Here is a 20926-nt window from a genome sequence, read left to right as displayed (position 1 = left end):
CGGTGGTTGGTTGCTGTCCAGCGCAGGGTCTTTTCGTTACCTGTTCTAATCAAGCTGTAGCATCGGCCAGAGCACGCCGGAGATCTGCAATCAGGCTATCCGCTTTCTCAGGTTCATAGGAAATTGAAGGTACAGCGCCCCAGATCGGTCCTGGCCAGGCGGCATCCGCTCTAAAGCGGGCAATCACATGGACATGCAATTGAGAAACCTGGTTGCCGAGCGCTCCTACATTGAGCTTTTCGCAGTCCGTGGCCATCCTCAGGGCCGTGCTGGTCACCGCAATTTCTCGCATCAGCTGTTGTTGGTCTTCAGCGGTAAGGTCAATCAGCTCCACAAGATCGGACCCCCGGGGGATCAGCATGAGCCAGGGATAATTTGCGTCTTTCATCAGCCGAACCTGGGACAGCGGCAAATCTTCAACGAAAAAACTGTCGCCTTCCAGACGGGGATTGATGGCAAAAGAGGACATGATTTTGATCCGTGAACACTGAGGCGGGGTTGCGCAATCCGCAGGCGAGCACGTCCCGGATTGCAATTCAACACCATAGAGCTAGATTGCAGATCATGTGAACCGGTCTTCCGCATTCTCAGCCTGGAAGACCCTGTTATCAGTCACTGGGCCTTTGTCATGTCATTGGAAACACTTTTAAGTTTTACGCTTGTTGCCGCATTACTGGTCATGTCTCCGGGGCCAAACGGAGTGCTGATAGCCAAGACGGTTCCGACATCAGGGCGAGCTGCAGCTTTTTCGAATGTCGGCGGTTTCGTGTTTGCGTTTTTCTTGCATGGTTCGCTCTCAATCCTCGGGATCTCCGTGATCCTGGTGCACTCGGCCGAAGCCTTCTTTGTGGTCAAGATGGTGGGGGCGGCTTACCTGTTCTGGATTGGCCTGAAAGCATTGCGCGATGCGCTTTCCCGCAAGGCGATCGCTCCGACTGTTCAACCGGCGCGTAACAAACGCACGCTGGTTCGGGCCTTTGGCGAGGGCTTCCTCACAAATGCGCTCAACCCGAAGGTTTCAATGTTTTATTTGGCAGCCTTTCCGCAGTTCATTCCAGCCGGCGAGGGTGCGATTACCGCGTCCATGATGCTTGTCGCCACGCATTCCCTGATCAACGCGCTCTGGTTCGGAGCCATGATCATGCTGCTTGCGAAAGTCAGCCGAGCGGCCGGAAACCCCTCGTTTCAGCGATGGCTCAAGGGAGTAACCGGTTTGGTATTCATGGGATTTGGACTGAAGCTGGCAACGCTTCGCCCCTAGCTCTTGGGTTCGATGGAATTCATCGTCGAAAAAACATCTTTCCAGCCCTTGCCAACCCCCTGGGGGCATCTGATATAAGGCGCTCGGGAGGTTGGTGGTGGACGAGCCACTCGCCAACCGGGTCAGATCCGGAAGGAAGCAGCCCTAACGAGCCTCGGCACGGGTCGCCGTGCCAGCCTCCCACCCATTTCAGCCACAAGATGGCTGCAGGCAACACCGCCCTTTGGAGCGGTGTTTTTTTGTGCCTGGTCTTCCTTGGTCCCCCATCATTTCTGCAAGTTCACGCTCAAGCGGTGTATGAGGCATGTTGACAACATGTGTACCTTGGTACCAAAATAACAAATGAACAAAAAAATCGAACGCGTCCAGACAGGTGTTCGTCTGGAAAAGAGGCTTCTCAAGGTTCTAAAAGGCCTTGCGGAACATCTTGATATTTCATTGGGGGATCTGATTGAAGGCATGGCGCTCCATTGCTTTGAAAACAAACCGCCCTTCTCAGCAGAAACACTCGGCAAAATCGAACAGCTTAAAAACGTCTACGACCTGGAGCTTTCGGCAGAGGACAGCCACAAATTAAAGGAAGAGGCACGTGGTGACAGATAGGGACTATCGGCTACTGGCTGATTGTTTTGAGGCGGAAACACTCGATGCACGCGGCTTCAGCCACGTCGACCACATTGGTGTCGCCTGCCAGATTTTGCAGAGATACGATTTTTTGGACGCAGCGCGCACCTATTGCAGGGCCCTACAGGGGATTGCCGGCAAGGCAGGTGCGCCGGACAAGTTCAATCTGACCGTTACGCTCGCCTTCTTGAGCCTTCTGTCAGAGCGAATGGCGTCAACCACCCATGAAACCTTTGGTGAATTCATGGAGAAAAACACTGATCTAATGTCCAGGTCCGTGATGGGAAACTGGTACTCGCCAGACCGTTTGAACAGCAGAAGTGCCAGGACCGTTTTCCTGATGCCGGACCGTTTCAACGCTTGAACCCACCATCAAGTTGGCTTGACGTGAGGTGCGACCTTCACACACAGAAATCTTTTTAATAAGCCGTCCATATTTGCGAAAAAGTCGCTATTGTGCGGCTCATGGATGAGACAGGTTTTCCGGAAGAGGGAGCCAGCGAAGCTCCCGGTCTGATCAGCGACAGCAGTGTGGTGCAACCCGCCACCCAGGATGGCGCTTATCGTGTGCTTGCGCGAAAGTATCGACCCAAGACCTTTGAGGATCTGGTTGGTCAGGAGCCAATGGTTCAAACGCTGGAAAACGCGTTTGATACAGGCCGGATTGCCCAAGCCTGGATGCTGACAGGTGTGCGGGGGGTCGGAAAAACGACAACAGCGCGCATTCTGGCGCGGGGGCTGAACTATGAGGTGCCGGGTGTCGCCGACCGGCCGACAGTCAAGCTCGATCAGGAAGGCACCCATTGCAAGGCGATTATGGAAGGACGCCATGTAGATGTGATCGAGATGGATGCCGCGTCCCATACCGGCATCAACGACATTCGCGAAATCATTGACGCCTCCCGATACCGTCCAGCCACAGCGCGTTACAAAGTCTACATCATCGACGAAGTGCACATGCTGTCCAATGCGGCTTTCAACGGTCTGCTCAAGACCCTTGAAGAACCGCCGGAGCACGTGAAGTTCATTTTTGCGACCACCGAGATTCGCAAAGTTCCGATCACGGTTCTCTCCCGGTGTCAGCGCTTTGATTTGCGCCGGATCGATCAGTCGAAACTTATTGGCCTCCTGAAGCGGATCTCCGACGCGGAAGGCATTCAGATCTCGGATGAGGCATTGATGCTGATCGCCAGAGCAGGTGAGGGGTCTGCTCGCGATTCGCTATCTTTGCTGGATCAGGCGATGGCGCATGGTGGGGGCGCAATCGAAGCCGGTGATCTGCGGCAGATGCTTGGTCTGGCCGACCGGGCAAGAGTTATTGACCTCTTTGGGCACTTGATGAGCGGCGACATTGAAAAGGCGCTGGCAGAACTTCAAGCGCAGTATGATGTCGGCGCGGACCCGGCCATCGTCCTGACGGATCTGGCTGATTTCACCCATCTGGTGACGCGCATGAAGGTGGCACCAAAGGCCGCGGACGAAGCTTCGGTGACAGAAGCAGAGCGTGCGCGTGGCCGTGAATTTGCTGAAAAGATTTCCGTGCGGCTATTGTCCCGCGCCTGGCAGATCCTGCTGAAAGGCGTGCAGGAAGTACAGGCGGCGTCGAAGCCATTGGCAGCCGCAGACATGGTTCTTGTACGATTGGCCTATGCTGTCGACCTGCCGGATCCAGGCGACCTGATGGCGCAGATCAAGAATGGGCAAAATCCGCTCGCGGGTGCGGCCGCTCCCAGAGGCACAGCTCCTTCGGGCGGTAGCGGCGACCCGGGCGGCGGTGGTGGAACGGCGATGGCCGTTGCAGCCTCACATGGTTCAGGACCTGCCGGAAGCGGGCCCACCATGCAGGCAAGGCCGGTACAAGCCTTGGGGCGGCCTCAACTTGCCGCAATCGAAGGCGGTATGCCGAAGTCCGACACGCAGCCAATGGCTGCCCCCGAGCCACAGGTACAGTCAGAGCCTGCTTACAGCCTGAAAAACCTGCATGACTGTGTCGCGCTGGCGTCGGAAAAACGCGATATTCCGATGAAGGTCGCCATCCAGCGTCAGATGCGGTTGGTCAAGTTCGAACCGGGCAAGATCGAAATTCAACCCACAGAAGATGCACCTGCCGATATCGCGGGCGAATTCGGTCGAAAGTTGCTGGAATGGACTGGCCAGAGATGGTTCGTGGTTGTCTCCCGCAATCAGGGCCGTCCAACCATTCATGAAGAGCAGGAAGCCAACCAGCAACAACTGCTGTCGGACGCCAAGTCTCATCCAACCGTCGCGGCCCTGCTATCAGCTTTTCCCGGGGCCAAGGTCGTCGACGTGAAGGTACAGGTATCGGAAGAGGACGAAGCTGCTCTGGCAGATCCGATGGTTTCAGACCCCCTTTTAGGCGAGGCGCTCGGCGATGACGAAGACGATTGACGGAACCGATGATCTCGCGGCCAAAACGGTGAGAGATCAGAAGATCAAATGGAATTTCATCTTCTTCTTCGTGACCGGATTCGTCACGTTCCTGTCCATGTTTGTCATTTCCAAAAGCGGCATCGACGACTTCACCAAATTCCTCGTTGTACTGACGATTATCAGTGTTTTCTTCTTCGTTGCACTCTATCTCATTGCGAGGATTTTCTATCTTTGTTTCAAGGAGGCGTAGAAGCTGTTTCGGGTTGCTCGAATGCAGGTAAAAGCGGATCAGTGAAGCATCCCCGGACTTGATGCTGCCCACACTCCAGCCGATATGTGGGCAGAGAGTTGGGGCTGGTAATTCATTGAACGTTCTTCTAAACGCTATCGTCAAATGAAGGTCGCCGGTTCGGCGCACATGCTTATTCAAGGAGAGATCCAGTGGACTTCCTCAAGATGATGAAACAGGCCAAGCAGATGCAGGAACAGATGGGTTCCCTGCAAGAGCAGATCGTCGACATTGAGGCGGTGGCCTCGTCCGGGGGCGGCCTTGTCACAGTGACACTCAACGGGAAGGGTGAGCTCAAGGGCCTGAAGATCGATCCGTCGATGTTGAAGGAAGAAGAAGCTGAAATTCTGGAAGATCTGATCATGGCAGCTCATACGGAAGCCAAGGCCAAGATTGAGATCCTGATTCAGGAAAAGACCCAAGAGCTCATGGGTGGACTGGGTTTGCCCGCCGACATGAAGCTGCCGTTCTAAGAAACGGGCGGGCATCACATGGCGCAGAAAAGTGTTGCGGGGCCGGAAATCGAGCGGCTGATCCAGCTGCTCGCAAAACTGCCGGGCCTCGGACCACGATCGGCGCGCCGCGCTGCACTTCATCTCATCAAGAAAAAGGACCAGCTGTTGGTCCCGCTGGCAGAGGCCATGGGTGTCGCGGTCAGCGAAATCGGTATTTGCAGCACATGCGGAACGGTCGACACGTCGGATCCCTGCACTATCTGCGCTGATCCCAAACGCGATCAGTCGGTTCTGGTCGTTGTCGAAGATGTTGCAGACCTGTGGGCTCTGGAACGCGCCGGAGCTGTCAATGCCCGCTACCATGTACTTGGCGGCACTCTCTCTCCGCTTGACGGGGTCGGTCCGGACGATCTCAACCTGGCGACCCTGATAGATCGCTGCACAAATGAGCCGTTGAGCGAAATCATTCTTGCGATCAACGCAACGGTAGAGGGCCAGACGACAGCCCACTACATCATGGATCAGCTTTCACATCTTGAGGTCAATGTCACCAGGTTGGCACACGGAGTGCCGGTTGGTGGGGAACTCGATTATTTGGATGAAGGTACACTTGCACAGGCGCTGAAGGCCCGAACGCAATTCTGAAATATGCGGGCTTTCTCCAGCTGTCATTTGTCCTGTCCGGAGGCCCGGCTTTCGTGTCCAAAATAGCTGTTATCAGCGTGCAATCAAAAAAATCGAAGCTGCATTATTGAGCAGCGTGAAAGACAACTGGAACAACCACGGCGTATTCACGAATATTTGTGCAGCATATTAAGATTTTCTCTTCAGTTACAATTTTTACCGGTGTCTTGGAGGCTTGTGTTTCGGCGCGAAATCTGATCTTTTTTCAGTATTAACGCCTGATGAGTGGAAGTTTGTTGCTATTGAAAGGCTGTTACTTCTGATTTCACTCCACGCATAAGGTTTAAGTGGATTTTTCTCTACTTTTTCTTGTGAGGAGCATGCCAGAGTTTTCTGGCAGATCTGGTGATCATTTTTTGAGGTTTCTTGGTGAGCAAAAACACATTCGCGGATGTTTGGGCCGGATTTACGGTCGGTGGTGCAAACGCTTCATTTATCCTCGGCGGTTCGGGGACGGCATGCGCCCTCTGGAGCCTTTCAGGAAAACGGGACCGGCTGGATGCACTGATCGTCGGCGCAAGAGTGGGTGCAATGGCTCAAGCGCATCTCGACGCACCCTCGCTTGTTTTTATGCGCGGTGTTCGAGATTTCGAACACTTCAAGTCGCTGAGTCTCAGCGATGGTGGTTATGACTGGCAAGCGTCGCTGGGTACGGAGTGGATTTCAAAAAAGAAAGTCGAAATGGCTGCAGGCCTCACCACCTTGATGCCTAAGCTCAGGCCCATCATCAGCGCTTACTTAAAGAACCAGGAAAACATCGAGCAGATCGCGGGTTCGAACGAATTCAAGACCGCGTTCAACATCCTTGTTGGCGAGTCGGAAAACATACTCGACAAGGATTATCTGAAAAATCGCGATCCTCAGAAGTACTACATTTTTCCGTGCCTTCCGAGTCTTGGGGCAGGTGTCGGGTTCTGGTACGAAAAGACAAAGCTGATCCCGTTTGGCACACAAAACGCTTGGTATTACGCAAAGCCCAAATGGCGCTTGACGCCATCCTCGGGCAATGAACTCATCTTGCAGATCGAAGGCATTCCAGAACCGGACGGCACTGACTTCAACGTGGCCATACGCATTGATGAATGGGGATATGATCCTCGGATCCGTTTCAAGCAGGAAGAAGTCAAATTCAGCGGGTCTAATCCGAAAGATCCGCGGAACATCACCAAGAAGGACCGAACGGGAGAGCTTTTGCCAGCGACGGTACAACTGGGACGAATGAAGGCGTCTTCAAGAACGACAGCTGCCATGATCCCCAGCCGCCAAGGCCGGACCATCGGGTTCGGATTGGTTCTGACAAACTCTCAAACAGCCGGTGTCTACGAGCAAGGCTATGCCATTGGTGGCTCGGTCGCCAAGCGGGATCTCGATTACAAGACGATCAAGATCGGTGTTGATATCATCAAGGGGGGCTATCCGGTCTGGCAGTCCAGGGAATACGTCAAGGTCTCAACCGACACGCACGGTGAAATCGCCGGACTGGCGATCGACAAATCCGATCTCAAAGGCAAATGGGACTGGCGAGAGTAGTTCTCGGCGTATTCAATCAGTTTGAGCCGGCAAAAATCGGAATGGATTTTGTAATCACCACTTTGCTGGTCGTATAGGATCCCTTCGGGCGGATTTTCCAATAGGCGCGGTCCCGTTGGCTGGACTTGGGCTCCTGCACAATTTCATAAACCCGGTCAAAGTCGACACCCTTCTTTGAACTGGCCGATTGCGCCACGTAGAGGGTGCTGCCGTATTGTTCCCAGCACTCCACGATAGCGATGTGTGACTTGTTCCCGGGATTTCGACGAACCTTCGCATTACCGCCTTCAACATCGGCCCAAAGGATGGCGTTGTCATACTTGATATCATCGACGGATCTGGCAACATCGGCAATGAATTTGTACTTCGGAATATATGTCACCATCTTTTGAAATTGGCCCAGAGCGATCAGATAGCTACTGACGAAGCCGACGCAGTCCATGCCGAAATTTGCCCAGGCCCATTGCGGCAACTCGCCAATAGTTTTGTATTTGCTTTCGACAGCGAGGCAACACAGCAGGGAAATTTCCTCCGGCAAGCCTTGGCCAGCAAAACAGGAGACGACGCGGGCCTGACAGGTGCGGGTCCATTCTCCTGCTTGTTGATAGGCGCTTCCTGGCTGGTCGCAGAATTTTCGGACAACCCTGAGAAGCGCGTTGCATTCGGCTTTGCGTGCACTCGTGTAGTTGGATCGGTATCCATTCACCGCCACCCGAATAACCGAGCTGCCGACGGGGACAGGCAAAGATTTGTAATGACTGCCATAATCTGCGGGGTACATATTCGAGTGGTGTTGAAAGAACGAGGTTTGCAGATAGGACAGCGCGGGATGTTTCCAAAATTCCTGCATGGGTTTCAGCCTTGAGTGGTTTGCTGGAACAATTTGGCCCACATCAAGTGTCTGCTTTGACGAGGCTGGCGTAACTATTTGAATTATAAGTATTTTAACGTTTTCTAAGCAGTGACTAACTATCACGGCACACGATTTGTTTTGCTGTGACTGCAATCACAGCTTCATCGAATAAAGGCTTGGATTTTTGCTCCGATGGGGAACTATCGACGCCCTAAAGCGGTCTTCGCTCACCGGAGCAGGACGCAACACAACATCGGTGGTCCGCAAATAAAAAGGCCGTCCATTGGACGGCCTTTAAAGTTCAGGTAATCAGCTAAGGTCAGACCCGCCGTTCCACCATCATTTTCTTGATTTCGGCGATTGCCTTTGCCGGGTTCAAGCCTTTCGGGCAGGCCTGGGAGCAGTTCATGATCGTGTGGCAACGGTACAGTCGGAACGGGTCTTCCAGATTGTCGAGCCGCTCGCCTGTTGCTTCATCGCGGCTGTCAATCAGCCAGCGATAGGCCTGAAGCAGAATGGCCGGGCCGAGATACCGGTCACCGTTCCACCAATAGCTCGGGCACGACGTTGAGCAACAAGCACACAGAATGCACTCATAAAGGCCGTCCAGCTTGACGCGGTCCTCATGGGATTGGCGCCATTCCTTTTCAGGTGCTGGCGAAACGGTCTGTAGCCAGGGTTCAATGGATCGGTGCTGGGCATAGAAACGTGTCAGGTCCGGCACCAGGTCCTTGACCACTGCCATATGTGGAAGCGGGTAGATCTTGACCACATCTCCGGCAATTTCATCTGTACCCTTGGTGCAGGCCAAGGTGTTGGTGCCATCGATATTCATCGCGCAGGAACCACAGATGCCTTCACGGCAGGAGCGTCGGAATGTCAGCGTCGGGTCGATCTTGTTCTTGATATAGATAAGTCCGTCCAGAACCATCGGCCCGCAATTGTCCGCGTCGACAAAATACGTGTCGACACGCGGGTTGCGTCCATCATCCGGATTCCAACGATAGATGCGGTATTCACGCAGGTTGGTCGCCCCCTCCGGCTTGTCCCACACCTTGCCTTCCGTCACCTGAGAGTTCCGAGGAAGCGTCAGCTGAACCATTTGTTACTGCTCCGCGTTGGGCCCGGTTCGCGTCCTGGGCCTGAGTGTCTTCAAGCTTCTTCTTTAAGCTCAAGGACCATGTTGTCATTCGTCTGGCCGGTGATCTCGTACCCTCGGTCTGCCAATTCGCTCAGACAGTCCTCGGTCCAATAAGGCCGGCAATTCGTTTCAAGCAGGATCACGCGGGGCCAGAGTGGCTTGTCCGCGTGCCTCAGGAAGGGGAGCACCACCCGGTCTTCGAACCCTTCAACATCCACTTTCAGGAGGTCGATTCTCTCAAGTCTCTGGTCGTCCGCGATAGCGGTCAACGGCCTGACCTTGACGAAGGTCTTTGACCAGTCACCAGCCCATTCGCCGGTGGTCAAATCCTTCACAAAGGTGGCGAACCCGCAATTGCTGGGTTCATGCCAAAGCGGCAACGTGTCTTCGCGCGGACCGACAGCTGAATTGATTACCGTGATACCGTCCAGAGCATTGGCGAAGACATTGAAGCTGAGCTTGGAAGCCGTTTGAGGGTTGGCTTCTATCGCGACAACCTTGGATCCATGACGAGCGGCAAAAATCGCGTAGGAACCGATATTTGCTCCAACGTCGACGAATGTTTTGCCGGGTCCAAGCAACGGTTCGATCAGCTTGTGTTCTTCGCGTTCGGGCAACCGCCCCTTGGCCAATATCTTACGGTCGTCGTAGTTCTCACCCGGATAGATCCGGAATTTCAGGCCGTCAGCCTCCAGGTCATAAGGTCCTTTGAAAACCCTTGCGACCAAGGCGCGAATACGCTTGCGCAATCCCCGGGACAGGTCGTGCCGGTCGGCCAGACGCCAGGCGGCACGAACCAGCCGCTCGGCCCTGTAGGTGCCGAACGGACTGCTTGTGTCCAGGAGAGTTGCCGCCTCGCTCAACGTGCTGCTTCCTTAGTAGACGCGCGCCTTTGGCGCGATCTTCTTCGGGTCGATCCCGCCTTCGTCATGCGTGGTCAGCGGGTCCAGAACGACAGGGCGATAGTCCAGTTTGACCTCGCCCGCGTCATTGACCCATGCCAGGGTGTGCTTGCGCCATTCTTCGTCGTTCCGTCCGGAGAAAGGACCGTCCTTGAAGTCCTCGCGCGCATGCGCACCACGGCTTTCCTTGCGGGCTTCCGCGCCATAGACCGTGGTGATGGCGTTGGCCATCAGATTTTCCAGTTCCAGCGTCTCCACCAGATCGGAGTTCCAGATCAAAGACCGGTCGGTGACTTTCAGGTCTTTCATTTCGCCCCAGATCTCGCTCAGGCGAGTGCACCCGGCTTCAAGACTTTCCTGCGTCCGGAAGACGGCAGCGTCTTCCTGCATGGCACGTTGCATCTTGTCGCGAAGATCGGCCGTAGCAATAGACCCGTTGGCGTTCCGTAGCGTGTCGAAACGATCCATGATCTTGTCGCAGGATGCTTCGCTCGGGGTCGGAACGGCTTCTTTCGGATCAACGACTTCACCTGCCTTGATCGCAGCCGCACGGCCGAACACCACAAGGTCGATAAGCGAGTTGGACCCAAGCCGGTTGGCGCCGTGAACCGATGCGCAGCCTGCTTCTCCCACAGCCATGAGACCTTGCTGAATACGGTTCGGATTGTCGCCATCCGCGTTCAGAACTTCACCCCAATAATTGGTCGGGATGCCACCCATGTTGTAGTGAACAGTCGGCAAGACTGGGATCGGGTCCTTTGTGACATCGACACCGGCAAAGATGCGCGCGGATTCCGAAATGCCCGGCAAACGTTCAGCCAGCAACGCCGGATCCAGGTGATCCAGATGCAGGAAGATGTGATCGTTGTCCTTGCCGACACCGCGGCCTTCGCGGATCTCCATCGTCATGCAGCGTGAAACAACGTCGCGCGACGCCAAGTCCTTGGCCGAAGGCGCATAACGCTCCATGAAGCGTTCACCTTCGGAGTTTACGAGATAACCGCCTTCACCGCGGGCACCTTCCGTGATCAGGCAACCGGACCCGTAGATCCCTGTTGGGTGGAACTGCACAAATTCCATATCCTGAAGCGGCAGTCCCGCGCGTGCCACCATGCCGCCGCCGTCGCCGGTGCATGTATGGGCAGACGTTGCTGAGAAATAAGCGCGTCCGTAGCCGCCGGTCGCCAGCACGACCATCTTGGCTGAGAAGCGGTGCATGGTGCCGTCGTCGAGGTTCCATGCAATCACACCCTGGCAAACTCCGTCCTCGGACATGATCAGATCAAGCGCGAAATACTCGATGTAGAACTCGGCGTTGTTGCGCAGAGACTGGCCGTAAAGCGTGTGCAGGATGGCATGACCGGTCCGGTCGGCAGCCGCACAGGTGCGCTGCACGGGAGGGCCTTCACCGTAATTCTGCATGTGCCCGCCAAACGGGCGCTGGTAGATACGCCCATCTTCGGTTCGCGAGAATGGCACGCCGTAGTGCTCAAGTTCATAGACCGCCTTGGGCGCTTCACGGGCAAGGTACTCCATGGCATCGGTGTCCCCGAGCCAGTCCGAACCCTTGACCGTGTCATACATATGCCATTCCCAGCAGTCCGGCGTCATGTTTGTCAATGACGCGGCGATGCCGCCCTGTGCGGCAACGGTATGCGAGCGTGTTGGGAAAACCTTGGTGATACAGGCGGTGCGAAGTCCCTGTTCAGCCATGCCGAGAGTTGCGCGCAGGCCTGCGCCACCGGCACCAACAACGACCACATCATATTTGTGGTCGATAAATTCATACGTGTTGGCCATTCGGGTCAGCCTCCAAAGCCAATTTTAAGAACTGCAAAAATGCAGCCGAAGCCGATAAAGGCGCAAAAGAAGATGTTTGCCATAAGCGCCAGGAACTTGACGCCTTCGCCATGCACATAGTCCTCGATGATGACCTGCATACCGAGTTTCATGTGATAGACGCCGGATAGGATCACCAGGAGGAGGATAATGGATACAAGCGGGTTCTTGAGCGTTTCGATCACATCGCCGTGGCTTGCACCCTGCATCGAAATCACCAGGATCACAAAGAATGAAATCAGAAACACGTTGGCGACAGCTGTCAGGCGCTGCTTCCAGAAATGGTCTGTGCCTTCCTTTGCCGATCCGAGTCCGCGAACCTTGTTCAAGGGTGTGCGCATATCTGTCATGACGCTCTCCTTTATCGAACGATGTAGCCGATGATCCAAAGGATCAGCGTGAGCGAGACAGAGCCAACTATGGTCGCCTTGGCGAGCCATTCACGGGCGTCCTTGCCAAAGCCAGCGCCCATATCCCACACAAAGTGCCGAAGGCCACCGAGCATGTGATGAACCAGCGCCCAGGTGAAACCGAACAGGATCAGGCGGCCAAGGATTGAGCCGTAAATCTCGTTGACGAAATCGAAATAGGTCGGCCCGGCTGCTGCAGCAATGAGCCACCATGCCAGAAGGATGGTGCCGAAATAGAGTGCTGCACCGGTGATACGATGCAGTATGGACATGACCATCGTCAGAATAGGCTTATAAATCTGAAGATGGGGCGATAGCGGGCGGTTGCCCCGCAGATCGGCGTTCGACATGGAATTCCTCTCCCGTACGACGCAAGAGCGACATGAGCTAAGAATGCATCATCGGCCTTTTGGATACGCATCGCATTGGCAACTGAGCGACGCAGGCAAATGTGACATCCTTAGCTCATTTCACTCAAGTTTACGTTTACGCAAACGTAAGCAAATCAAAGCGTTGTCTAGAGGGGTTCTAGCGCCAACGCCTTCAAACGTCAAAATATCCTAAAGGCCAAAACGAGCCGAGACTACTTCTGAATCGTTTTAATTCACACGGTGACAAAAAGTGACCGACGAAAGAGATCAGGCGGGAACCGGATCTTTTGTGCGATGTCGGTTTGTGTCGTTTAAATGCGTCACCGCAATCAGGTGGAATACTCAGCCCGGATGGGGCACTCCGAAAACGGACCAACCCGTGCTGTGCGCAAAGGATTCCATGGCTTCCGTACCCAGTTTGGAATTGCCATAGCGGTTCAGCCCGGGTGACCAAACGGCAATTGCTGCACGCCCTGGAGAAATGACCAGAATGCCGCCTCCGACACCGCTCTTGCCGGGCATTCCAACTCGAAAGGCAAAGTCGCCGGAGCCGTCATAGTGGCCGCAAGTCATCATGAGTGCATTGATTCGCCGGCGACGTTCGAAAGAGACAAGAGTCGGCATGGCGGGAGAATCGACCAGGAAACGTCCAGCGAGCGCCAGTTGGCGGCAGCTCATTTCCACCGCGCATTGATGGCAATAGGTGCCGAGAACCTTGTCGACGGGATTGCGCATGTTGCCATGGGACGCAAGATAGTGGGCCAGCGAAAAGTTTCGATGCCCTGTCGCAATTTCCGATTTGGCGACATCCTCATTGATGTGGATGCTGTCGTCGTCGGCAGCTGCGCGCATAAATCTCAAGAGTGCGGCCAGTGCTTCGCGTGGTGACGATCCGGACAGGTAGGTGTCTGTCGTCACCAGGGCTCCGGCATTGATAAACGGATTGCGCGGAATTCCGTCCTCCCGCTCGAGCAGCAAGATTGAATCGAACGACAGGCCGGAGGGTTCGCGGCCAACCCGGTTCCACAACTGATCGCCGACGTGCCCAAGCGCAAGGGCCAGTGCAAAAACCTTGGACACGGACTGAATCGAAAAGGGCGTGTCAGCATCGCCTGCACAGAACACGTCCCCGTTTGCCAGCGCGACGCTAATTCCAAATTGCTTGGGATCGATGTCCGCAAGTTCGGGAATATAGGTTGCCACGCTGCCCTTGTCGGGGTTGGAAGCTGCTGCTGTTGCGATGTCTGTCAAAAGATTTTGCATATCTGCCTTCCGCTTGAAGAGGCAGTTCTTCAGATTGGCGAGCCGGATGCAAGCGTTTGCGGAGAGGAACCGTCAAAATTGCCGGAAACTCAGACAAGGAGAGGTTCGCGGCCGGATGAACAGAAATTCCGTGAGCAAAAAGCCTGACAAAAAAGCACGCCAGAAATCTCAGGCACATCAGTACTGAGGCAGCATAACCATTCGGAAAGAGCAGTTAGTTCGTTTGATCGATACTGGAGTAACCTGGTTGCTTTGCTGCGAGCATCTTGAAGAGATGCAGCATGAAAATCGTGGCAAAAATCGGCGTCACCAGGTTTAGGATCGGCACCGCCAACAATCCGGCAATGACCAGACCACCAAGGAACACGGTTCCGCTCCGCGCTTTCCTGAATGCTTTTGCTTCGGCTGGAGGCATGAAGCGCATTGCTGCAAATTCGAAGAATTCCCGTCCCAGCAGATAGCCGTTCACCAGGAAAAACGCGATCAGATTGATGCCGGGAACCAGCAGCAGAAGCAGTGCAAATATGTTCCCCAGAATGACCACGCCGGTGAATTTGATGGTCTGGCCGATTGATTGTGCAAATGGCAGTGCACGGCCCGGACGGTCACCAGGGTAATCGTGCGCCTCGACAATGTCGGCTATGTCATCTTGAAAGAGGCCCGCAAAGAGTGCCGAGATCGGCGCAATCAGAAAGCCAAGCGCGAAGATCGCACCAATGCCGGTCAGGATCGAAAGCGCTGTGTCCATCCATCCGTAGGGCAACTCCACAAAGTTGACGACCAGACCCTGGAGTGTGATCCAGACAACCAGCAGGACCCCAAGTGTAAACCCGAGCATTTTCCAGAAAATTGAGCGAAACGGAGGTTCAAAAACCTGAGACATTGCTCTGGAAGCGGCTTGGAACATGGGACCTGCAAAATCTTGTGAACGACTGCTTCGACATAAGTGCGGCGAAGATCCGGCGCAAGTGCATCTGAAGGGCCCTACCGAACCTGTTGCGTGTGGTTTTGAGTATCACAGGAGCCGATCGGACTTTGTGGAACGCTGCACGCTTTCTGCAAAATCAATGTGAAAAACCTCATCGAATGCGTCCAACCTTTCCCCGGATTGGATGGAAACCTGTTTGCGTTGAAAAGGCATCCGATCTGGTCGGACGCCGCCTTGCAGAGGGTTTCCGATAGTATGAATAGTTCAAACACAACCAATTCAGAACCTGCGAATAGTCCCAGGCCGCATTCAAATGGCGGTCTTGGCAAATCCAAATCATTTCTAAACTCACCTGCCGTCAAATTTGTTTTGATTGGCTTCGTAACGATGGTGCTTTTGGTACCCAGTGTCTTTGTCTGGGTACTTGTTGAAGAGCGCGCCGATCGGGCGCAAGAGGTCGCGCGTGATATCGCAAAATCCTGGGGTGGTACGCAGGAAGTGAACGGCCCATATCTGGTTGTTCCCTACACCGAGACTTACCAGCAAGAGATTGACGACAAGAGCGTAACCAAGGTTGTGCAGCGCGCGGCTGTCCTGTTTCCAGAAGTATTGGAGATTGGCGGTGAGATTGGAGTCGAAGACCGCAAAAAGTCGATCTATTCGCTGCCGGTTTATCATGGGAGCTTGCAGTTGCGTGGTCGCTTTGCAGCGCGTCCCACCAATATGTTCCGCGCCATGCATGGGGGGACAATAACCGTTGCCTACAACCAGGCCCTTCTAACCATCGGTATCGGTGATGTCCGGGCGCTGAAAAGCGAAGTCAGCCTGAAGCTGAATGGAGCGCAGTCATTGCCATTCGAGCCGGGCCTGGGCTCGCTCGCGATGAACCCGCAATACCGGGCGGGCCGTGCTCAAAACCCGTCAGGCATCAATGTTGCCATTCCGCACGCTACTTGGCGAGACGGGTTTACCTTCGACATTCCGTTGCAATTGAATGGCTCCAGGGCAATTTATGTTGCGCCTGCCGGGCAAACCACCAAGGTAGCTCTCAAGTCTGACTGGCCACATCCTGGGTTCACGGGGGCATTCCTGCCCGAAACACGTGAGATCTCTGAAAACGGATTTAGTGCAAATTGGACCATCCCCTATCTGGCTCGCGGCATTCCGAAAGTTCTGACTACCAATTCGGTGCCCCTTCAGGACAAGATGCTGGGTGTGAAATTCGTTGAACCTGTTGATTTCTATCAGACGATTTCCAGATCGCTCAAATATGCCATCGGTTTCATCAGCTTGACTTTTCTGGCGGTATTTGTGCTCGAGATGCGGTCCGGATGGCACTTCCATTGGATCCAGTATGGCCTGGTCGGACTGGCTTTGATCATCTTCTATGTGATGCTGCTCGCCTTCGCGGAACATGTCGGCTACGCGCTGGCCTATCTGATTGCGGCACTGGCGGCGACTTTCTTGAATGCTGCCTATGTTGGCACATCACTGCGCAGCAAGGTTGCCGGCATGGTAATGTTCCTGGTTTTGGCGAGCATTTTCGCTGTCTTGTACGCACTCATGCGCGAGCAGGACTACGCTTTGCTGATTGGATCCGTCATCGCGTTCGTTGCACTGGCAGTGACGATGTTCGTGACGCAACGTATCGATTGGTCGGGACAGCAAACATAGACCTGATTGAAACGCCGTTGCCCTCGGTAGAAAAGGGTATTTCAAAGGCACCCCGGGCGGGCCATATGGCTCGCCTGTTCTGTAGTGCAGTCCTTTTTGGCAATCGCGCTGGCAACACGGCGACCTGAAAATCATTGATACCCATCCGACTTCGTCACGTGACACTCACGGTCTTGTGCTGGGCGGGTCATGTGAGTTGAGTTGCCTCTCTCCTGCGTTACGTTACCTCTTTGTGGTAACCGATGGAGGATTACTGATGAAGCGCAAGCTGCCCCTTATTCTCGCCACCTTGATGCTCGGCACCGCACACTACGCGCCTGCACAGGCTGGAACAGCCGTTTTCGCAGGAGGGTGTTTTTGGTGCGTTGAATCTGATCTTGAAAAGTTGCCTGGTGTACGAGACGTGGTGTCCGGTTATGCCGGTGGCAAGACACAGAACCCGACTTACAAGAATTATGAACGTGGTGGTCATCGCGAGGTCGTGAAAGTCGATTTTGACGAAAGCAAAATCAGCTACGCGGACCTTGTCGCGATCTTTTTGCGCACAGTCGATGTGACAGATGCTGGTGGTCAGTTCTGCGATCGGGGCTTTGGGTATTCAACGGCCATACACCCGCTGGACGATGCTCAGGCGAAACAAGCTAAACAGGAACTCGATAAAGCCAACAAGATCCTTGGCGGCAAGGTCGTGACGCCGATCGAAGGCGCCGCCGTCTTCTGGCCGGCAGAAGATTACCATCAGGCCTATTACAAGAGTGACGTTCGCACCCTGACGAGGTTTGGCTATGTCACGCGCGCGCAGGCCTACAAAGGCTATCGCAAGGCTTGTGGCCGCGATGCGCGAGTAAAGGCCGTGTGGGGGGATGAAGCCTTCAAAGGTATACCGAAAGCAGGGTCTTAAACGAACGGGTATCCCCAGCGCCCGAAATGTGTTGCGCATCACTGATTGAATGAAAATTCAACCTTAGGCTTTGTCTTGTTTGCCGTAGGGTAACTTTGCGCTACAATTTATTGAGTGGGCTCACCCTTGGGAGGGCGCTGGTATGCTAAGTTTGTTTGGAAGTCGAACTGCAGCGGAGCCGGAATTCATTTCCGAACTGAGGGCCGTAGAAACGGAAGATCGCCTGCGTGCCGGCCTTGCCGGCTTGTTGGAAGAAACCGATCTGGAAATCAGAGACACCAACACTCCGACCGAGTTTACGGCCGAGGCGACCGTGGTCATCATGAAGGTCGTGCTGGCTGTTGTCGGGCGCGACTTCAACCAACTTTCTTTCGAAAACAGGTTTGTGACCGGTCTTTTCGGATTTCTGGTCGCACATAATCTCTGCCGTCGCACTCACGCAGATCTCGGTGTGGTTCTTGGCATCGCCGGTCTCGATCTGTTCACGCGTGAAGAAATCGACCAGATCTACAAGCTTGGCTCCTCTTACAGGCGCCTGCGACAGCATCGACAGATGCACCTTGCCTTGCGGGAGATCATCGACGAATTTCTGACGCATCCGAACGACGAAACACTGGGCAACCTGACAGGTGTCTATCAGCTTTGTTTGCGTCCGGAAGCGTGATCAGGCAGCGGTTGTCGGTTGATCAGAAGCGGTAACCAACCCCGAGCTGGAAAATGTCGGCGCTACCTTCGGCCGTGAAACTCTGTGTCCCCGGGACAGTGTAACGCTGGTCGCTGAATTCGTAGTGTTTGTAATCGGCTCTCGCAAAGAGAGCTTCGGTGATGCGCGCCTCAAGTCCCCCACCGAGAACATACCCGACCTGAGTGTTCTCGTCGCTGGCACCATCGCTCTTGCGCTCAATTTCGTAGTTGCCGAAGCCGATGCCGCCGGAAAGGTACGGCATGAATCGGCCGGCATCGTAGCCAATTCTAACGGTCGCACTTGAGAGCCAATTGGATTTCTGCCTGAAATTGCCCGAGCTCGAGTTGCCGCGAAAATTCGTGAACGCACCCTCGACGCCTGCACCAAACACGATGTTGTTGAACTGGTGATCGTATCCAAGCGATCCTCCGAAAAGCGCTGACCTGAAGAAGGCGTCCAATCCGAGACTATCGCTTCCCTGAAGAAAACCACCGCCGGCAAACAGAACGGCATTGAAACCGGTCCAGCCTGCGGGTTTCAGGCGTAGATTTTCCGGCGATCCGAATTGTGCAACAGGAAGAACCTCTGTCGGCATGTCTGCTGCTTGAGAAACCGAAACCCCGAATGACATGGCAATGACAGCAAGAGATGTGAAACGCATGGATAGACCCCTGAATACAACCTTTGAGGGTCTTATCGGGTGAAAACTATCAAGAATGCGTTAAGGTAAACGAAATCATACCCCGGCCTCGAACGCTTCCACCAGGTCAAGAAACGTATCGCCGTATTTCTCAAGCTTAGATTGTCCGACACCGGAAACGGCGAGCAGAGCGTCTTTTGTCACCGGCCGCGCCGCAGCGATGCCTGCGAGCGTCGCGTCTGGAAAAACCACATAGGGGGGAACACTCTGATCACGCGCAATCTGCGTTCTGAGCCTACGCAACCGCTCAAACAAGAGTTTGTCTTCGTGATCCAGCTCGTCTGCGATTGAAGCAGTTCGGGATGTGCGTGTTCTTTTCAAGCCAGCAGCGTTGCGGTCCTTACGCAAGGCCAGCGTTTCTTCGCCGCGCAAGACGTTGCGCGCCTTTTCGGTCAGGATCAGAGCGCCGAAATGGGCGTGGTCGACATCCACATAACCGGCTGCGACCAACTGACGGGCGATCGATTGCCAGGTCTTTTGCGGGACATCCTGACCGATTCCGAAAACGGTCAGAGAGTCGTGTCCGAAACGATTGGTCTTCTCGTTCGATTTTCCCATCAGAACATCGATCACATGACCAGTGCCGAAGCGTTGGCCGGTGCGGTAGATCGCAGACATGAGCTTTTGTGCAGCCTCGGTCCCATCCCAGGTTTCAACCGGCGACAGGCACGTGTCGCAGTTTCCGCAAGGATTTGGATAGGTCTCTCCGAAATGGGCCAGAAGCGCTTGCCGCCTGCAGCCAGCCGTTTCGCAAATGCCAAGCAGCGCATTCAGCTTGGCGTTCTCCGCCCTTTTCACCTCGTCTGGGGCATCTCCTTCGGCAATCATACGTCGACGCTGCACAAGGTCCGCCATGCCATAGGCCATGAAGGCTTCAGAGGGAGCGCCATCGCGACCGGCACGCCCTGTTTCCTGGTAATAGGCTTCAACGGAAGACGGCAGATCGAGATGTGCGACATAACGAACATCGGGTTTGTCGATCCCCATGCCAAAGGCCACCGTTGCCACCAGGCAAAGTCCTTCTTCAAGAAGGAAAGCATCCTGATTTGCTGCGCGTTGCTCTGTCGGCAGACCCGCGTGGTAGGGAAGTGCCCTGATTCCCTTTGTGCTTAACCAATCGGCAATGTCCTCAACCTTGGCCCGTGACAGACAATAGACGATGCCGCTTTCACCTTCATGTTTTTTCAGAAAATCCAGCAACTGTTGTCGCTGGTTGGTCCGTTCCACGATTTCGTAGCGGATGTTGGGCCTGTCAAAACTGGAAGAGAAGACCTCGGCGTCCTCAAGCTGAAGCCGGGCCAGAATATCCTTTTGGGTGTGTGGGTCTGCGGTCGCGGTCAGGGCAACTCTTGGCACACCTGGGTAACGCTCACGGAGGCAAGAAAGCGACAGGTATTCCGGCCGGAAATCGTGGCCCCATTGACTGACACAATGCGCTTCGTCGATTGCAAAGAGGGCAATTTCAAGCATGTCGAGAAAACGGCGGAAACTCTCATTTCCAAGACGTTCGGGCGTTACATAAAGGAGATCTATGTTCCCGTGTCGGAGCTCCTCTCGCAACGCTTCCTGCTCGTCCGGTGAAAGTGTCGAATTGAGCGCCGCAGCCTTTACGCCGGCGGCCTGAAGCGCGCCGACCTGGTCTTTCATCAGCGCAATCAGCGGCGAAACGACGATGCCGACACCGCGACGGCAAAGTGCCGGGATCTGAAAGCAAAGAGACTTCCCGGCACCTGTCGGAAACAGCACGACAGCGTCGTTGCCGTCGCTCAGTGTTTCAATGACAGCCTGTTGTTTGCCACGGAAGCTGCTGTAGCCGAACACCTGCTGCAGTACCGCAAGCGGCTTTGGTTCGGGAAGAACCGGCGGCGCGACGGCGGGCTGAACGGGCAGGGCATCCTGCGCGGCGATCGCGGGCGAAACTGGCATGAGCGAGAAGGTTCCCTTTCTTAATCCGCACCATGTCTTATTCGCACAGTCAGGGCAATGAAGGGGAAATCGCACCTGTGGATGACCGGCTTTCCCGAT

22 protein-coding genes and 1 other RNA gene are annotated in these 20926 nt (G+C 54.8%); 12 read left to right on the top strand and 11 right to left on the bottom strand.

The genetic code is table 11. The annotated features are described in order from the left end of the window. Positions 1-49: 49 nt before the first annotated feature. Positions 50-469 (bottom strand): HIT domain-containing protein, encoded by a 420-nt coding sequence (locus FIV00_RS29165; protein WP_152503985.1) that lies wholly within the window; start codon positions 467-469, stop codon positions 50-52. A gap of 159 nt (positions 470-628) precedes the next feature. Here FIV00_RS29165 and FIV00_RS29160 point away from each other — a divergent pair, with 159 nt between their 5' ends. The 9 genes from FIV00_RS29160 (at position 629) to FIV00_RS29120 (ending at position 7234) form a co-directional block, all read left to right on the top strand. Next, positions 629-1261 carry a LysE family translocator gene (locus tag FIV00_RS29160; RefSeq protein WP_152503984.1) on the top strand — a complete coding sequence of 211 codons (633 nt, stop codon included), beginning with the start codon at positions 629-631 and terminating at the stop codon, positions 1259-1261. An 86-nt stretch (positions 1262-1347) separates the two neighbouring features. Beyond that, positions 1348-1445, top strand: an RNA gene (gene ffs / locus FIV00_RS29155) — signal recognition particle sRNA small type. Positions 1446-1603: 158 nt separating this feature from the next. Beyond that, a complete protein-coding gene (locus FIV00_RS29150; protein WP_152503983.1) occupies positions 1604-1864 on the top strand; it encodes a hypothetical protein in 261 nt (86 codons plus the stop codon). Further along, complete coding sequence (locus tag FIV00_RS29145) at positions 1851-2249, top strand: hypothetical protein (RefSeq protein ID WP_173006206.1); 399 nt, start codon at positions 1851-1853, stop codon at positions 2247-2249. Before FIV00_RS29150 ends, FIV00_RS29145 begins: the two co-directional genes overlap by 14 nt. Before the next feature lie 101 nt (positions 2250-2350). Continuing rightward, positions 2351-4294 (top strand): DNA polymerase III subunit gamma/tau, encoded by a 1944-nt coding sequence (locus FIV00_RS29140; protein ID WP_152503981.1) that lies wholly within the window; start codon positions 2351-2353, stop codon positions 4292-4294. Next, positions 4278-4526, top strand: coding sequence for a hypothetical protein (locus FIV00_RS29135; RefSeq protein ID WP_152503980.1), 249 nt, complete (start codon positions 4278-4280; stop codon positions 4524-4526). Before FIV00_RS29140 ends, FIV00_RS29135 begins: the two co-directional genes overlap by 17 nt. Positions 4527-4732: 206 nt before the next feature. After that, positions 4733-5038, top strand: coding sequence for a YbaB/EbfC family nucleoid-associated protein (locus FIV00_RS29130; RefSeq protein ID WP_173006273.1), 306 nt, complete (start codon positions 4733-4735; stop codon positions 5036-5038). Between the two features lie 18 nt (positions 5039-5056). Continuing rightward, positions 5057-5665, top strand: coding sequence for a recombination mediator RecR (recR, locus tag FIV00_RS29125; RefSeq protein WP_152503978.1), 609 nt, complete (start codon positions 5057-5059; stop codon positions 5663-5665). 408 nt (positions 5666-6073) lie between these two features. After that, the gene (locus FIV00_RS29120; protein ID WP_152503977.1) at positions 6074-7234 is read left to right on the top strand and encodes a hypothetical protein; all 1161 of its coding nucleotides are present in this window, start codon (positions 6074-6076) and stop codon (positions 7232-7234) included. 16 nt (positions 7235-7250) lie between these two features. Here FIV00_RS29120 and FIV00_RS29115 read toward each other — a convergent pair whose 3' ends face one another. The 8 genes from FIV00_RS29115 to FIV00_RS29080 all read right to left on the bottom strand — a co-directional run bounded on the left by FIV00_RS29115 (position 7251) and on the right by FIV00_RS29080 (position 14920). Further along, positions 7251-8240 (bottom strand): hypothetical protein, encoded by a 990-nt coding sequence (locus tag FIV00_RS29115; RefSeq protein WP_152503976.1) that lies wholly within the window; start codon positions 8238-8240, stop codon positions 7251-7253. A gap of 166 nt (positions 8241-8406) precedes the next feature. After that, entirely contained in the window at positions 8407-9189 is a 783-nt protein-coding gene (locus tag FIV00_RS29110; protein WP_152503975.1) for a succinate dehydrogenase iron-sulfur subunit, read from the bottom strand. A gap of 50 nt (positions 9190-9239) precedes the next feature. Further along, complete coding sequence (locus FIV00_RS29105; RefSeq protein WP_209006748.1) at positions 9240-10091, bottom strand: FkbM family methyltransferase; 852 nt, start codon at positions 10089-10091, stop codon at positions 9240-9242. 12 nt (positions 10092-10103) lie between these two features. Further along, a complete protein-coding gene (gene sdhA, locus FIV00_RS29100) occupies positions 10104-11930 on the bottom strand; it encodes a succinate dehydrogenase flavoprotein subunit (RefSeq protein ID WP_152503974.1) in 1827 nt (608 codons plus the stop codon). Between the two features lie 5 nt (positions 11931-11935). Beyond that, positions 11936-12319: a succinate dehydrogenase, hydrophobic membrane anchor protein gene (gene sdhD / locus FIV00_RS29095; RefSeq protein WP_152503973.1), complete on the bottom strand. Its 384-nt coding sequence runs from the start codon at positions 12317-12319 to the stop codon at positions 11936-11938. Positions 12320-12330: 11 nt separating this feature from the next. Continuing rightward, entirely contained in the window at positions 12331-12729 is a 399-nt protein-coding gene (gene sdhC / locus FIV00_RS29090; RefSeq protein WP_152503972.1) for a succinate dehydrogenase, cytochrome b556 subunit, read from the bottom strand. Positions 12730-13092: 363 nt separating this feature from the next. Further along, positions 13093-14013, bottom strand: a complete 921-nt coding sequence (locus tag FIV00_RS29085) for a glutaminase (protein ID WP_152503971.1) — start codon at positions 14011-14013, stop codon at positions 13093-13095. A 214-nt stretch (positions 14014-14227) separates the two neighbouring features. Beyond that, entirely contained in the window at positions 14228-14920 is a 693-nt protein-coding gene (locus FIV00_RS29080) for a sulfate transporter family protein (protein ID WP_152503970.1), read from the bottom strand. A 408-nt stretch (positions 14921-15328) separates the two neighbouring features. On the opposite strand from FIV00_RS29080, the gene creD reads away from it, so the two are divergent. From creD to FIV00_RS29065, 3 genes are all read left to right on the top strand, one after another. Next, positions 15329-16615, top strand: a complete 1287-nt coding sequence (gene creD, locus FIV00_RS29075) for a cell envelope integrity protein CreD (RefSeq protein WP_247649311.1) — start codon at positions 15329-15331, stop codon at positions 16613-16615. A gap of 292 nt (positions 16616-16907) precedes the next feature. Further along, positions 16908-17516, top strand: a complete 609-nt coding sequence (gene msrA / locus FIV00_RS29070) for a peptide-methionine (S)-S-oxide reductase MsrA (protein WP_371419599.1) — start codon at positions 16908-16910, stop codon at positions 17514-17516. Between the two features lie 142 nt (positions 17517-17658). Next, positions 17659-18180: a hypothetical protein gene (locus FIV00_RS29065; protein WP_152503967.1), complete on the top strand. Its 522-nt coding sequence runs from the start codon at positions 17659-17661 to the stop codon at positions 18178-18180. Between the two features lie 22 nt (positions 18181-18202). On the opposite strand, the gene FIV00_RS29060 is transcribed toward FIV00_RS29065, so the two are convergent. Continuing rightward, complete coding sequence (locus FIV00_RS29060; RefSeq protein WP_152503966.1) at positions 18203-18862, bottom strand: outer membrane protein; 660 nt, start codon at positions 18860-18862, stop codon at positions 18203-18205. A 75-nt stretch (positions 18863-18937) separates the two neighbouring features. Further along, positions 18938-20827: a DNA helicase RecQ gene (gene recQ, locus FIV00_RS29055; RefSeq protein WP_152503965.1), complete on the bottom strand. Its 1890-nt coding sequence runs from the start codon at positions 20825-20827 to the stop codon at positions 18938-18940. Positions 20828-20926 lie beyond the last annotated feature (99 nt).

It is taken from the genome of Labrenzia sp. THAF82 (assembly GCF_009363435.1).
GTDB lineage: Bacteria > Pseudomonadota > Alphaproteobacteria > Rhizobiales > Stappiaceae > Roseibium > Roseibium porphyridii.
The sequence above is the reverse complement of the archived record's forward strand: the minus strand, read 5'-3'. Positions and strand labels throughout refer to the sequence as shown.